Origin of the sequence: Sphingomonas sp. S2-65 (assembly GCF_021513175.1) — a bacterium.
Taxonomy (GTDB): domain Bacteria; phylum Pseudomonadota; class Alphaproteobacteria; order Sphingomonadales; family Sphingomonadaceae; genus Sphingomonas.
This window is the reverse complement of the sequence record NZ_CP090953.1, coordinates 2,420,392-2,433,993: the sequence shown is the minus strand read 5'-3', so window position 1 is coordinate 2,433,993 and position 13,602 is coordinate 2,420,392. Positions and strand designations below refer to the sequence as shown.

General features: G+C 67.7%; 11 protein-coding genes. 6 read left to right on the top strand and 5 right to left on the bottom strand.

Features of this window, described 5'->3' with window-relative positions:
• Positions 1 to 2: 2 nt before the first annotated feature.
• Together LZ586_RS11370 and hemC are read right to left on the bottom strand one after the other, a co-directional pair.
• Positions 3 to 677 (bottom strand): uroporphyrinogen-III synthase, encoded by a 675-nt coding sequence (locus tag LZ586_RS11370; RefSeq protein ID WP_235076414.1) that lies wholly within the window; start codon positions 675 to 677, stop codon positions 3 to 5.
• Positions 674 to 1,588, bottom strand: coding sequence for a hydroxymethylbilane synthase (gene hemC, locus LZ586_RS11365; protein WP_235076413.1), 915 nt, complete (start codon positions 1,586 to 1,588; stop codon positions 674 to 676). Before hemC ends, LZ586_RS11370 begins: the two co-directional genes overlap by 4 nt.
• 37 nt (positions 1,589 to 1,625) lie before the next feature.
• On the opposite strand from hemC, the gene tsaD reads away from it, so the two are divergent.
• Both tsaD and LZ586_RS11355 read left to right on the top strand, forming a co-directional pair.
• Complete coding sequence (tsaD, locus tag LZ586_RS11360) at positions 1,626 to 2,651, top strand: tRNA (adenosine(37)-N6)-threonylcarbamoyltransferase complex transferase subunit TsaD (protein WP_235079785.1); 1,026 nt, start codon at positions 1,626 to 1,628, stop codon at positions 2,649 to 2,651.
• Positions 2,648 to 3,622 (top strand): NAD(P)H-dependent glycerol-3-phosphate dehydrogenase, encoded by a 975-nt coding sequence (locus LZ586_RS11355; RefSeq protein ID WP_235076412.1) that lies wholly within the window; start codon positions 2,648 to 2,650, stop codon positions 3,620 to 3,622. Before tsaD ends, LZ586_RS11355 begins: the two co-directional genes overlap by 4 nt.
• 9 nt (positions 3,623 to 3,631) lie before the next feature.
• Here LZ586_RS11355 and LZ586_RS11350 read toward each other — a convergent pair whose 3' ends face one another.
• The gene (locus LZ586_RS11350) at positions 3,632 to 3,793 is read right to left on the bottom strand and encodes a DUF1674 domain-containing protein (protein WP_235076411.1); all 162 of its coding nucleotides are present in this window, start codon (positions 3,791 to 3,793) and stop codon (positions 3,632 to 3,634) included.
• A gap of 71 nt (positions 3,794 to 3,864) precedes the next feature.
• On the opposite strand from LZ586_RS11350, the gene LZ586_RS11345 reads away from it, so the two are divergent.
• The 4 genes from LZ586_RS11345 (at position 3,865) to purH (ending at position 9,244) form a co-directional block, all read left to right on the top strand.
• On the top strand, positions 3,865 to 5,139 hold the full coding sequence (locus tag LZ586_RS11345) for an RsmB/NOP family class I SAM-dependent RNA methyltransferase (protein ID WP_235076410.1): 1,275 nt from the start codon (positions 3,865 to 3,867) through the stop codon (positions 5,137 to 5,139).
• Positions 5,140 to 5,243: 104 nt separating this feature from the next.
• A complete protein-coding gene (rpe, locus tag LZ586_RS11340; protein ID WP_235076409.1) occupies positions 5,244 to 5,903 on the top strand; it encodes a ribulose-phosphate 3-epimerase in 660 nt (219 codons plus the stop codon).
• Between the two features lie 59 nt (positions 5,904 to 5,962).
• Positions 5,963 to 7,633 carry a heparinase II/III family protein gene (locus LZ586_RS11335; protein ID WP_235079784.1) on the top strand — a complete coding sequence of 557 codons (1,671 nt, stop codon included), beginning with the start codon at positions 5,963 to 5,965 and terminating at the stop codon, positions 7,631 to 7,633.
• 48 nt (positions 7,634 to 7,681) lie between these two features.
• The gene (gene purH / locus LZ586_RS11330) at positions 7,682 to 9,244 is read left to right on the top strand and encodes a bifunctional phosphoribosylaminoimidazolecarboxamide formyltransferase/IMP cyclohydrolase (RefSeq protein ID WP_235076408.1); all 1,563 of its coding nucleotides are present in this window, start codon (positions 7,682 to 7,684) and stop codon (positions 9,242 to 9,244) included.
• Positions 9,245 to 9,289: 45 nt separating this feature from the next.
• Here the strand turns inward: purH and LZ586_RS11325 are convergent, their stop codons facing one another.
• Both LZ586_RS11325 and polA read right to left on the bottom strand, forming a co-directional pair.
• Positions 9,290 to 10,801, bottom strand: a complete 1,512-nt coding sequence (locus LZ586_RS11325; protein WP_235076407.1) for a lipopolysaccharide biosynthesis protein — start codon at positions 10,799 to 10,801, stop codon at positions 9,290 to 9,292.
• Positions 10,802 to 10,821: 20 nt separating this feature from the next.
• On the bottom strand, positions 10,822 to 13,575 hold the full coding sequence (gene polA, locus LZ586_RS11320; RefSeq protein ID WP_235076406.1) for a DNA polymerase I: 2,754 nt from the start codon (positions 13,573 to 13,575) through the stop codon (positions 10,822 to 10,824).
• Between the last annotated feature and the right edge of the window lie 27 nt (positions 13,576 to 13,602).

The window sequence follows — 13,602 nt, the reverse complement described above, 5'->3', positions numbered from 1 at the left end:
GGTCAATCGGCCAGGGCGATGGCGACGTCGAGCAGCGCCTCGGGACTGGGCTCGCGCGCGGTGTGCACGACCTTCCATCCGGTGCCCGCAGACCGCGCGCACGCCTCGCTCATCGCAACCAGGGCGATCGTGGCGCGATCGATCGCGTGCGCATCGACGATGTCGGCCAGCCGTTCGCCCGCGCGCGCCGACTGCACCAGCGCGATCGATCCCGACAGCCGCGCGGCGGCCTCCGCCGACACCGGCAATTCCTCGCTGGCGTAGACCGTGCGGATGTCCGCGACGATGCCGCTGGGCTCCAGCGTACGCTCGCGTCCGGCCAGGTGCAGCGCCCGGCGGATGCCAGCCGCTTCGGCCGCGCGCACCAGCTCCGCCGCGCCGGACCGTCCGATCTGTGCGATTCGGAAGCCGGCACGTTCGGCGGATTCGGCGGTGGACGCGCCTACGGCATATACCGGCAGGCCGCGCAGCCCGTCCAACCCGCGTCCGGCCTGGCGCACTGCGTTCGCGCTGGTCAGGATCAGGGCATCGAACGCGTCGGGCGCCGGCGCGTCCCATGCAACCGGCGCGATCTGGAACAGCGGAAGCCGGATGGCCCGCCGCCCGCGTGCCTCCACCGCCGCGGCCATGATCCGATTGCCGGGCTCGGGCCGCAGCACCGCGAAAGGGCGGTTCATGCCTGGAACAGCCGCCGGATCTCGGGGGGCGCGCGCTCCAGCAGGTCGTGAGCGACGGCGCGCGGCAGCTCGGGATCGAGCGGCGCGCCTTCGATCTGGGAATATAGATGATGCGCGCCGTCCTCCGACAGCAGCTCCGCCCGCAGCGTCAAAATGCCGCCCTCCAGCGTCGCCAGCGCGGCCACCGGCGAATGGCAGTCGGCCTTGAGCGCCGCGAGCAGCGCACGCTCGGCATTGGCGCAGGCATGGGTCTGGGGATCATCAATCGCCTGCAGCACCGCGTTGGTATGCGAATCGTCGGCGCGGCATTCGATGCCGATGATCCCTTGCGCCGGCGCGGGCAGCATCACGTTGATCGGGATCGCGGTGCCGACATCGTGCCGCCCCAGCCGCTCCAGTCCGGCGGCGGCCAGCAGAGTCGCGTCGACCTCGCCCGCGGCCAGCTTGGCGAGCCGGGTTTCGACATTGCCGCGGAACAGCACGATCTCCAGATCGGGGCGCATCTTGCGCAATTGCGCGGCGCGGCGCGGAGAACTGGTGCCGATCACGGCGTTTTGACGCAGATTTTCCACTGATTCGGCGCCGACCAGGCGGTCGCGGACGTCCGCGCGCCGCAAAGTCGCGGCGATCTTGATCATGTCGGGCCGGATCGTCTCGACATCCTTCATCGAATGCACTGCGCAGTCGATGTCGCCGGCCAGCAGCGCGCGGTCCAACTCCTTGGTCCACAACGCCTTTCCGCCGATCTCCGCCAGCGCCCGGTCCTGCACCCGATCCCCCGTCGTGCGGATCTCAACGATCTCCAAGTCGTCTCGCGCGACTTCCTGAGCGTCAACAAGATAGTCAGCAACCATCTTCGCCTGAGTGCGTGCCAGCGGTGAACCGCGGGTGCCGATACGGAACTTGGCCATGGCTTGTGCTAATGCCCCGGCAGCTTAGATGGATGCAATGGCGCTGATCCTGGGACTGGAATCGAGCTGCGACGAGACGGCCGCGGCATTGGTGGAGAGCGACGGCACGATCCGCGCGCATAAACTCGCGCGCCAGGACGCCGCGCATCGCCCCTATGGCGGCGTGGTGCCCGAGATCGCCGCACGCGCGCATGTCGAAGTGCTGGGCCCGCTGGTCGAGGCTGCGCTGGAAGAGGCCGGCGTGACGCTCGACCAAGTCGACGCGATTGCCGCGACTGCGGGGCCCGGGCTGATCGGCGGCGTAATGGTCGGCCTTGTCACCGGCAAGGCGCTGGCGCTGGCCAGTGGCAAGCCGCTCATCGCCGTGAACCATCTCGAAGGGCACGCTTTGTCGCCGCGGCTCACCGACCACGATCTTCAGTTTCCGTACCTGCTGCTGCTGGTGTCGGGCGGGCATTGCCAGCTGCTGCTGGTAGAGGGTGCCGGCGCCTATCGCCGGCTCGCCACCACCATCGATGACGCCGCAGGGGAAGCCTTCGACAAGACCGCCAAGATCCTGGGACTCGGCTTCCCGGGAGGCCCCGCCGTCGAGGCGGCGGCGGTGCGCGGCGATCCCAAGGCCGTGCCGCTGCCCCGCCCATTGGTCGGTTCGGGCGAGCCGCATTTCTCCTTCGCCGGATTGAAGAGCGCCGTGGCGCGAGTCGTCGGTCAATATTCGGCGGAGGACATCTCCGCATCGTTCCAGCAGGCAGTCGTCGATTGCCTGATCGACCGCACTCGCATCGCGCTGGGCAAGGTTCGCCCCTCAGCGCTCGTCGTTGCAGGGGGGGTCGCCGCCAATACCGCGGTTCGCACAGCGCTGGAGTCGCTGGCCGAGGAACATCATCTGCCCTTCGTCGCGCCGCCTTTTTGGCTGTGTACGGACAATGCCGCGATGATCGCCTGGGCCGGCGCCGAGCGCCTCGCTGCCGGGTTGACCGATCCGCTCGACGTTCCCGCCCGACCGCGCTGGCCGCTCGATCCGGGAGCCGAAAAGGTGCGCGGCGCAGGAGTGAAGGCATGAGGATCGCAGTTATCGGCGGCGGCGCCTGGGGTACCGCCTTGGCGCAGGTAGCCGCCCGCAACGATCAGCCCGTGCTGTTATGGGCACGCGAGCCGGAGGTGGTCGAAAGCATCAACACCCGGCACGAGAACAGTCATTTCCTGGCGAACGTACCGCTGGCGCCGTCGATCCGCGCCACCGGCGACCTTGCCGATCTGGCGGATGCGGACGCGATTCTCGTCGTTGCTCCTGCGCAGCATGTCGGCGCGGTGCTCGCGCAGGCACCCATCGGCACGACCCCGCTGGTGCTCTGCGCCAAGGGGATCGAGGCCGGCACCCGCCGGCTAATCGGCGACGTTGCCCAGGCGGCGGCGCCCGATGCGCCGATCGCGGTGCTGTCCGGCCCGACCTTCGCGTACGAAGTCGCTGCCGGACAGCCCACTGCCGTTACGCTCGCCTGCCTGGACGACGCGCTTCGCACGCGCCTTGCCGACCGGCTCGCGGCGCCGGCCTTCCGCATCTACGGCTCGACCGACGTCGCGGGGGCAGAGATCGGCGGCGCAGTGAAGAACGTCCTCGCCATCGCCTGTGGCGTGGTGGAGGGTGCCGGCCTTGGCCAGAACGCCCGTGCCGCCCTGATCGCGCGCGGCTTCGCCGAAATGACGCGCTTCGGCCTGGCGCGTGGCGCGCGAGCCGAGACGCTGACCGGGCTGTCGGGGCTGGGCGACCTGGTCCTTACCTGTTCGTCGACCAGCTCGCGCAATTTCTCGTTGGGGGTGGGGCTAGGGCAGGGCCGCAGTGCCGCCGAGCTGCTGGCGGATCGGCGCACCGTGGCGGAAGGCGCCTTCACCGCCCCCGTGCTGCGCGAGGCAGCGGCGGAAGCCGGCGTCGATATGCCCGTTACCCAGGCCGTGAACGCCCTCCTGGAGGGCGCCGAAGTGGCTCAGGTCATCGAAGCATTGCTGTCTCGGCCCCTCAAGGCCGAGCGCTGAGAGCGTCCGTCAAAAGTCGACTGCGATACCCTTGAGTTCCCAGTCGCCATAGCGAGTCGGGTCCTGCCCGAGCGGGTCGCTATCCGGCAAGGCTACTGGCTCCGGCGCAGGCACCGGCGGGTTTTCGGTCAGATATTCGGGCGGCTTAACATGGGCAGGGCGCTGGGCCATGACGGATCTCCGGTCGTTCGCCTTCTCTATAGGGCTTTCCCTCGCCGCAGGGGAGGGGCTAGGGCTCGGCGATGTCCCGCGCTCCCCAAGATCGAACATCCCGCACCGACGCCCCGGGCGTTCCAGCACGTCGGGCGGCGTTGCGCCTGCTCGACGCGGTGCTGCGTCGCGGGCTCGCGCTCGAACAGGCGCTGGCGGGTTCCACTCAGGGGCTGGCGCCCAATGACCGCGGCTTGGCCCATGCCATCGCCGCCGAGACGCTGCGCCGGCTTGCCGATCTCGATGCATTGATCGACTCCGCCACCCAGCGCCCGCTGCCGCACGATGCCAAGGCGCGGTTCGCATTGCGCATCGCTCTGGCGCAGGCGGTCGGCCTCGGCACGCCAGGCCATGCGGCGATCGCCACTGTATTGCCGCTCGTTGATGGCGGCCCGCGAAAGCTCGTCCACGGTGTGTTCGGCACGCTTATGCGCCGCGGCGTGCACTTCCCAGAAGTACCCGCGCTACCGGACGCGGTCGCCGAACGCTGGCACCGCAATTGGGGCGAGGCCGTGGTGGAAGCTGCATCGCGGGCAATCGCCGCTCCGCCGCCGCTGGACCTCACGCTTCAGCGCCCGACGCAAATTGCCCAAGCGGTGTCGCTCGCGCCCGGCCACCTTCGCCTCCCCAGCGGCAGCTCGGTTCCCGAACTGCCGGGCTATGCCGAGGGCGATTGGTGGGTGCAGGACATCGCTGCCTCGATCCCCGCGCGGTTGATCGGCGCGGGCGCAGGCTCCGCGCTCGACCTGTGTGCCGCACCCGGCGGCAAGTCGCTGCAGCTGGCAGCTGCCGGTTGGGACGTCGCGTCGCTCGATATTTCCGAAAGTCGTCTGGCGCGACTTCGGGAAAACAGTGATCGGACTGGCCTCGATCTCCGGGTGATTGCCGCCGATATCCTGCAATGGCAGCCAGAAACGCCTGCGCAGGCAGTGCTGCTCGACGTCCCGTGCAGCGCCACCGGCATCTTCCGGCGGCATCCCGATGTGCTGCACCGTGTCCGCCCCGCGTTGATCAGGGAAATGGCGGAGCTTCAGGCGCGCCTCCTCGATCGCGCCGCGGAGTGGGTGCAGCCGGGCGGAGTGCTGGTCTTCTCGACCTGCTCGCTCGAACCCGAAGAAGGCGAGGCGCAGCTAACGCGCTTCCTCTCTGAACATCCCGACTACGCCATTGACCCTGCACGCGCGGACGAGCTTCCCGTCGGAATTGTTCCACGTGGAGACGGAGCCCTCCGGCTTCTCCCAGGAACCCTTGCGGAGGCAGGCGGCTGCGACGGCTTCTTCATCGTCAGGCTTCGGCGTCAGGGTTGAGACGCTGCCTCTGTCCGAGGTGCTCCGCAGAAAACGATGCCTGCGTGTGCGCGCAGCCATAGCATTGGTTGCGCGCGACTCGCCGCATGCTAAGGACTGGCATCATGTCCGCCGTCCGTATCGCTCCTTCCATTCTTTCCGCCGACTTCGCCCGTTTGGGGGAGGAGATCCGCGCGATCGACGAAGCGGGTGCCGACTGGATCCATGTCGATGTCATGGACGGCCATTTCGTGCCCAACATCACTATCGGTCCGGCGGTCATAAAGGCGCTTCGGCACCACACTGCCAAGCCGTTCGATGTCCACCTGATGATCACGCCGGTGGATCCGTTGCTGGCGGCGTTTGCCGATGCCGGTGCCGACACGATCTCGGTGCATCCCGAAGCGGGTCCGCACCTCCACCGCACGCTGCAGACCATCAAGGGTCTGGGCAAGCGGGCGGGCGTGGTGCTGAATCCCGCAACGCCGATCGACGTCCTCGATCACATCATGGACATGGTCGATCTGATCCTGGTGATGAGCGTGAATCCCGGTTTCGGCGGGCAGAAGTTCATCGAGAGCCAGCTTGCGAAGATCACCCAGCTTCGCCGGCGCATCGATGCGAGCGGCCGCGCGATCGATTTGGAGGTGGACGGCGGCGTCGATCGTGACACCGCCCCGCGCGCTATCGCCGCTGGTGCGGACGCCTTGGTCGCCGGGACCGCGACCTTCGCCGGAGGTGCCTCTCAGTACGCGGCGAACATCGCCGCGCTCCGGGGCAGTTGAGCGAAGAAGTCCCCGGCTCCGCCGCCGACGGAGTCGAGGAGGGCAAGCGGCTGATCCGCATGGGCGGCGACCGCGGTTTGTCGCTGGCCGACCGTATTGCCGAACGTCTTTCGCGCCTGACCTGGGGAACACCGCTTCACGCCATGCGGCTGAAGGGCCGCTACCCCCTCAAGCTGATCGCCGTCCCGGACGATCCCTTTTTCGGCGATAGCGAGCGCGGCAACGCGCTGCTCGACGGCCGGGTGTCGTTTCGCGGCGAGCAGGCGGCAATCCTCTCGATCGACTTTGCGAGGCCGAGCGGATCCGCGGCGTTCGAGGACTATCTGCAAAGCTTCGCGTGGCTCCGCGACCTGTCCAGCGTCACGACCCGCGCGCAAGGTGCGCCGATTGCCGAAGAGATCATGCGGCGCTGGCTGGCTGCTCATGCCGAGAAGGTCTCGGACGCCGCCTGGCGCGGCGACCTGTGGGGCCGTCGCATTCTCGCCTGGACGGCTCATGCGCCGTTGATCCTGTCGAGCAAGGACCTCGTCTACCGTTCCACCTTGCTCCACGCGCTGGCCCGTGGCGCCCGCCACCTCGACCGCTGCGCGGATCGGGTTCAGATCGGGCCGCCGCGGATCGCTGCCTGGTGCGGTGTGCTGGTCGCCGGACTGGTGATGCCGGGGGGAGACCCGCGCCGCGGCTTTGGCGAGGCCGGGCTAAAGCGCGCGCTCGACCAATCGGTGTTCGAGGACGGTGGCGTAGTAACCCGCTCGCCTGCGGCACAGCTCGACGCGATCCAGCTGCTGACTATATTGATCGAGGCCTATGCGGCACGTCGGCAGGACCCGCCCGAGTTCCTGCAGCAAACGCAGGCCAAGATGGTGACGGCACTGCTTGGCGTTTGCCATGGCGACAAGGGGCTCGCCAGCTTCCAGGGCACCGCACCGGTTTCAGGAGATCGCATCCAGCAGGTGGTCGAAGCTACCGGCGTGCGAACCCGCCCGCTCAAGCAGGCGCGCGAATGGGGCTATCAGCGACTTTCGGCGGGAACCAGCATCGTCGTCATCGACGCCGCGCCGCCGCCGCTCGCCCGACTGGTCGAGGGGGGGTGTGCTTCGACCCTGGCCTTTGAATTGTCGGACGGTGCCAGCCGAATCGTCGTCAACTGCGGCGGCGCGCGCGCCGCGCTGCATCAATTGCCTGCCGAGCTCACCGAAGGCTTGCGTACCACCGCTGCGCATTCGACGCTGGTTCTGTCCGACAGCAACTCGACTGCCATCCACGCCGATGGCTCGCTCGGGCGCGGCGTGGTGGAGGTCGAGCTTGCCCGGCATGAGACCGATCATGGCAGCCGGATAGAGGCCAGCCATGACGGCTATTGCCGCCGCTTCGGCTTTCTTCATCGCCGCGTCCTCGGCCTTTCTCCCGACGGTCGCGACGTGCGCGGCGAGGACATGCTGATCCCGGCCAAGGGCCGCCGGACAAAGGGCACGACTGCCTTCGTCGTCCGGTTCCACCTTCATCCTCAGATCGAAGTCGCTCCCACGCAGGACGGCCAGGCTGCGATCCTGCGGACCGCTGACGGCGCGCTGTGGCAGTTCCGCTGCAAGGGCGGCACGCTGAACGTCGAAGAGAGCGTATGGATTGACGGCCGCGGCCGGCCGGTCGCCACGCGCCAGCTCGTCATTGCCGGCGAGACACCGCCAGGCGGCACCAACCTCAGCTGGGTCTTCCACCGCGCCAAGTAAGCGCGCCGGGGGTTGCCCTGACCGTCTCGCCCTCTAAAGGGGCGGGCCATGGACCAGGTCACCATCAAGCGCGCACTCCTCTCGGTCTCGGACAAGACCGGGATCCTCGAACTCGGCCAGGCACTCGCCGCCAAGGGTGTGGAGCTCGTCTCCACCGGCGGCACGGCCAAGGCGCTGCGCGAAGCAGGGCTTGTGGTGCGCGATATCTCAGACCTGACCGGCTTCCCCGAGATGATGGACGGCCGGGTCAAGACCTTGCACCCCAAGGTGCATGGCGGCCTCCTGGCGGTGCGCGACAATGCCGAGCATGTCGCCGCGATGGAAGAACATGCGATCGGCGCGATCGACCTGGTTGTGGTCAACCTCTACCCCTTCGCCCAGACGGTCGCCCGCGGCGCCGAGCGCGACGAGATCATCGAAAATATCGACATCGGCGGCCCGTCGATGGTGCGCTCCGCCGCCAAGAACCACGATGCCGTCGCGATCCTGACCGACCCCGCCGACTACCCGCTGGTCGCCGAGGGCACGACGACGCTCGCCGATCGCCGCCGCTTCGCCGCCAAGGCCTATGCCGCCACCGCCGCTTATGACGCGGCGATCGCCAGCTGGTTCGCCTTCGCGGATCAGGGCGAGAGCTTGCCTGTCACCCTGCCGGTCGCACTGACCAAGGGGCAGGAGCTGCGCTATGGCGAGAACCCGCACCAGTCCGCAGCGCTCTATCTGCCGCAAACCGGGACGCCCGGCATCGCTCAGGCCCAGCAGCTTCAGGGCAAGGCGCTCAGCTACAACAACTTCAACGACGCCGACGCCGCGCTCGAGCTGGTCAGCGAGTTCAAGGACGGCCCGCCCACCGTGGTGATCGTCAAGCACGCCAATCCGTGCGGCGTCGCCACCGCGGACACGCTGAAGCAAGCCTATCTTGACGCACTCGCCTGCGACAGCGTCTCGGCGTTCGGCGGGATCATCGCCGTCAACCGCCCGCTCGACCGCGAAACCGCTGAGGCGATGGCCGGCATCTTCACCGAAGTGGTGGTGGCGCCCGACGCCGATGCCGATGCGCGCGCGGTGTTCGCGGCCAAGAAGAACCTCCGCCTGCTGCTCACCGGCGAACTGCCTGATCCGACACGCCCCGGGCTGATGCTCAAGTCGATCGCCGGCGGCATGCTGGTCCAGTCGCGCGACAATGGTCGACTGGGCGATCTGAAGGTCGTGACGCAGCGCCAGCCGACGGAGCAGGAACTCGCCGATTGCCGCTTCGCGTGGACGGTCGCCAAGCACGTCAAGTCCAACGCCATCGTCTATGCCAAGGACGGCGCGACCGCGGGCATCGGTGCCGGGCAGATGAACCGGCTCGAATCCGCCCGCATCGCCGCCTGGAAGGCCAAGGATGCAGCGGAGAAGGCCGGCTGGGCAACCCCGCGCACGATCGGCGCGGCAGTGGCATCGGACGCGTTCTTCCCCTTTGCAGATGGTCTGTTGGCTGCGGTGGAAGCCGGTGCAACGGCGGTCATTCAGCCGGGCGGCTCAATCCGCGACGAGGAAGTGATCGCCGCCGCCGACGAAGCCGGCCTTGCCATGGTCTTCACCGGCATGCGCCACTTCCGCCACTAAGGGCTGGGTCCCCGGCGAAAGCCGGGGAGCAGTGGACGTAGGTGCCTAGATCCGCTCCTGCGCTGGCAGGGTAGGCATGGACTCCGCTTTCGGCACCTTCTGGAACAGCGCGCGGTCCTCTTCCTTGAACGCCCACTTCCACAGCACCAGCGCATAGCTGGCCGCGATCGCCGGTACGCCGATCACAAGCTCGGCCCACTCATAGCGCTGGGGCAGCGCCGTGAAGACCGATCCCACCAGTGCCCCGACGGCCGCAGCCGCCACCACCGGCCACCGCCACCCCGAAACATGCGCCCCGAGCAGCCTGCGGAGCAGCTGCGACTTCAGGATCGAGCTCAGCGTCACCGACAGCATCAGTGCCACGGCGACGCCGGCAGCCTGGTACGCGATCGGCCAGCCCACTTCCCGCATCGCCAGGATCAGTCCGAAGCTGAGGCCGATCTGCACCGTCAGCGCGAAGATCGAGATCGCCAGGTTGCGATGCCGGGCGATGTAGACCAGCGCTGATTCGCACACCGCGCCCTGCGACGCGAGCACCTCGGCGGTCAACAGGAAGGCGAGCGCCGCGGTGCCCGACACGAATTGCGGTCCCACCACACCCATCACCGCCTCGCCCGGCACCGAGCCCATCAGCGCCAGCATGCCCTGCGCGGCCATGATCCAGAACGCGACCTGCCGCACCTGCCGGGCGATGGCGAGCCGGTCGTTCACTTGCAGGCTGTGCGTGATCACCGGACCAAGCACGGGATCGAAGCTCGTCTTGAGCTTCTGCGGCAGCGAGGCGACCTGTTGCGCCATGTAATAGACGCCGACGATCGCCGGCGCGAACATCAGCCCCAGGATGAACCGGTCGACGTTGCGCGTTCCCCATTCGATCGCATCGGCCCCGGCCAGCGGCGCGTTCGTGCGTGCCAGCCGCCACATCGTCGGCAGCTGCGGCCGCCAGTCGCGGGGCAAGCCATAGCTGCGCACGAACGGGATCAACGACGCGACCAGCGCCGCCGCCATCGACAGCATGTATGACAGGATCAGCCCGTCCTGCCGCGATACGAACGAGAACCCCCATGCCGCGATGCTGATCGTCCAGGGCTCGACCACCGCGCGCGCGGTGACGCTGGCCTGGACGTTCAGCCGATAGGCGCACGCCGCAAGGCTCACGTCCGACCAGGCTACCGCGAAGACGATGCAGGGCAGCACCCGATCGATCGCCGTTACCTGGCTGTTCGGGAACATCACCTGCGGAAAGACCATCAACAGCGCGGTACCGGCCAGCGACGCGACCAGCGCCACGGCCATCGCATCCCACACCACCCAGCTTTGGGGCCGCTCCTCCTTGGTCAGCGCCTGCGCCAGCCCACGCTTCAGGCCCAGCGTCGCAAGCAGAGCGGCCAATTCCACCACGACCACGGCAAGCGCGAAGCGTCCGACGATCTCAGGTCCGTAGATGCGCCCGGCGATGAACAGGAACGGCAGGCGCGCAAGCAGACGCAGCAGGAAGCCCAGCGCGTTGGTCCGCCCGCCCTTTGCAAGCGCGCTGATGTCTTCGGAAGCCGACATTGGGGAAGCAGGGGCAGGGATCAATGTGCGGCGCCCCAGCTTGGACCCACGCCTATATCCACGCCCAGCGGCACGGTGAGCTTCACCGCCGGCTCTGCCGCTGTCGCCATGACATGCTCGATCACGCCGCGCGCACGCTCGACATCGCCTTCGGGCAGTTCGAACACCAGTTCGTCGTGCACCTGCATCAGCATGCGCACCTGCGGGAGCCCTGCCTCGATCAGCGCCGGCCCCATCCGGATCATCGCCCGCTTGATGATGTCGGCGCTGGTCCCCTGGATAGGCGCATTGATCGCCGCGCGTTCGGACCCGGCGCGCTCGTTCGGATTGGCCGCCTTGAGCCGTGGGAAGTGCGTCTTCCGGCCGAACAGCGTGGTGGTGTAGCCGCGCGCCTTGGCCTCGCTCAGCGTGTCGGCAATGTAGCGATTGATGCCCGGGAACCGCTCGAAATAGCGGTTGATCATCCCCTGTGCCTCGTCGACGCTCACGTCGAGCCGACCAGCCAGTCCCCAGCGCGAGATACCGTAGAGGATCGCGAAGTTGATCGTCTTGGCCCGCCCGCGCGTATCGCGGTTCACTTCGCCGAACAGCTCCATGGCGGTCATGTTGTGGATGTCGGTCCCGTCCTCGAACGCCTGGCGCAGCGCGGGCACGTCGGCGATGTGCGCGGCCAGCCGCAGCTCGATCTGCGAATAGTCGGCCGCCAGGATGACGTTGCCCGGTTCGGCCACGAAGGCGTCGCGGATCTGCCGGCCGGTTTCGGTACGGATCGGGATGTTCTGGAGGTTCGGGTCGGTCGACGACAGCCGCCCGGTCTGCGCGCCGGTCAGCGAATAGCTCGTGTGGACGCGCCCCGTCTCGGGATCGATCTGCGCCTGGAGCGCATCGGTATAGGTGTTCTTGAGCTTGGTGAGCTGGCGCCAGTCGAGCACCTTGACCACCATCTCGCGCCCGGGCGAATCCTTGTCGGCGGCGATCCGCTCCAACTCGTTGACGTCGGTCGAATACACGCCCGACTTGCCCTTGCGACCGCCCTTGATCCCCATCTTGTCGAACAGCACGTCGCCCAATTGCTTGGGGCTGCCGATGGTGAACGGGAAGCCGGCGATGGCGTGGATCTCGGTCTCCAGCGCGGCGATCTGCTTGGAAAATTCGTCGGACAACCGCGACAGCACGCCTGCATCGACCTTGACGCCCTCGCGCTCCATGCCGGCGATCACGCCGACCAGCGGGCGGTCGACCATCTCATAGACCCGCGTCACGCTTTCGGACGATAGCCGCGGCTTCAGACGCTGCCACAGCCGCAGCGTCACATCGGCGTCCTCGGCGGCATAGCGCGTGGCATTCTTCAGATCGACTTCGCGGAAGCTCAGCTGCTTCTTGCCGGTACCGACCACGTCCTTGAACGCGATGCAGCTGTGCGAGAGGTGCGTCGCCGCCAGCTCGTCCATGCCATGCCCGTGCAGGCCCGCGTCCAGGTCGAAGCTCATCACGATCGTGTCGTCATAGGGCGCGATGGCGATGCCGCGCCGCGCCAGCACGATCATGTCGTATTTCAGATTATGCCCGATCTTGAGCACGGCCGGGTCTTCCAGCAGCACTTTCAGCTTCGCCAGCGCCACCGGCTTGTCGAGCTGCTCCGGCTTCTCGGCGAACATGTCGCTGCCGCCATGGGTCAGCGGGATATAGCACGCCTTGTTGGGCGCCAGCGCCAGGCTCACCCCGCACAGTCCCGCGCGCATCGCGTCGAGCTCGCTGGTCTCGGTATCCACCGCCACCCAGCCCTGGTGCGTCGCCTCCGCGATCCAGCGGTCGAGCGCTTCTTCGGTAACCACCGTCTCATACGCGTCGTGATCGCAGGGCGGATCCTCGGGTAGGTCCACCGGCTCGGGACTCTCCACCGGCGCATCGGCCACCGCCGACAGCCGCAGGATCAGCGACTTGAAGCCGTGATGCTCCAGGAACGCGCGCAGCGGCGCGTCGGGTATCCCCTGCAACTCGAGCGCGTCGAGCGGGTCGGGCAGCGGCACGTCACAGGCGAGCGTCACCAACTGGCGCGACAGCCTTGCCATGTCGGCATGCTCGATCAGATTGTCGCGCAGCTTGCTCTTCTTCATGTCCGGCGCGGCGGCGAGCACCGCCTCCACCGTGCCATGCTCCTGGATCAGCTTGGCGGCGGTCTTCGGCCCGATTCCGGGGACCCCGGGCACATTGTCGACGCTATCGCCCATCAGCGCCAGCACTTCGCCCAGCTGCTTGGGCGGCACGCCGAACTTCTCGATCACCGCATCGTCGCTCAGGCGGCGGTTGTTCATCGTGTCGTACAGGTCGAGCCCAGGCTCGATCAGTTGCATCAGGTCCTTGTCGGAACTGACGATGGTCACTTCCCAACCCTGCGCCAGCGCCGCCTTGGCATAGCTGGCGATCAAGTCGTCAGCCTCCCAGCCTTCCTCTTCGATGCACGGCAGCGAAAAGGCGCGAGTCGCGTCGCGGATCATCGGGAACTGCGGCACCAGATCCTCGGGCGGCGGTGGCCGGTTCGCCTTGTACGCGTCGTACATCGCGTTGCGGAAGGTGCTGCTCGATTTGTCGAGGATCACCGCCATATGGGTGGGACCATCGGCCTTGTGGAGCTCGTCGGCGAGCTTCCACAACATGGTGGTATAGCCATAGACGGCGCCCACCGGCTCGCCATGCTTGTTGGTGAGCGGCGGCAGCCGGTGATAGGCTCGGAATATGTAGCCGGAGCCGTCTACGAGATAGAGATGAGGCATCGCTGCTCAGATAGCAGCGACGACCGC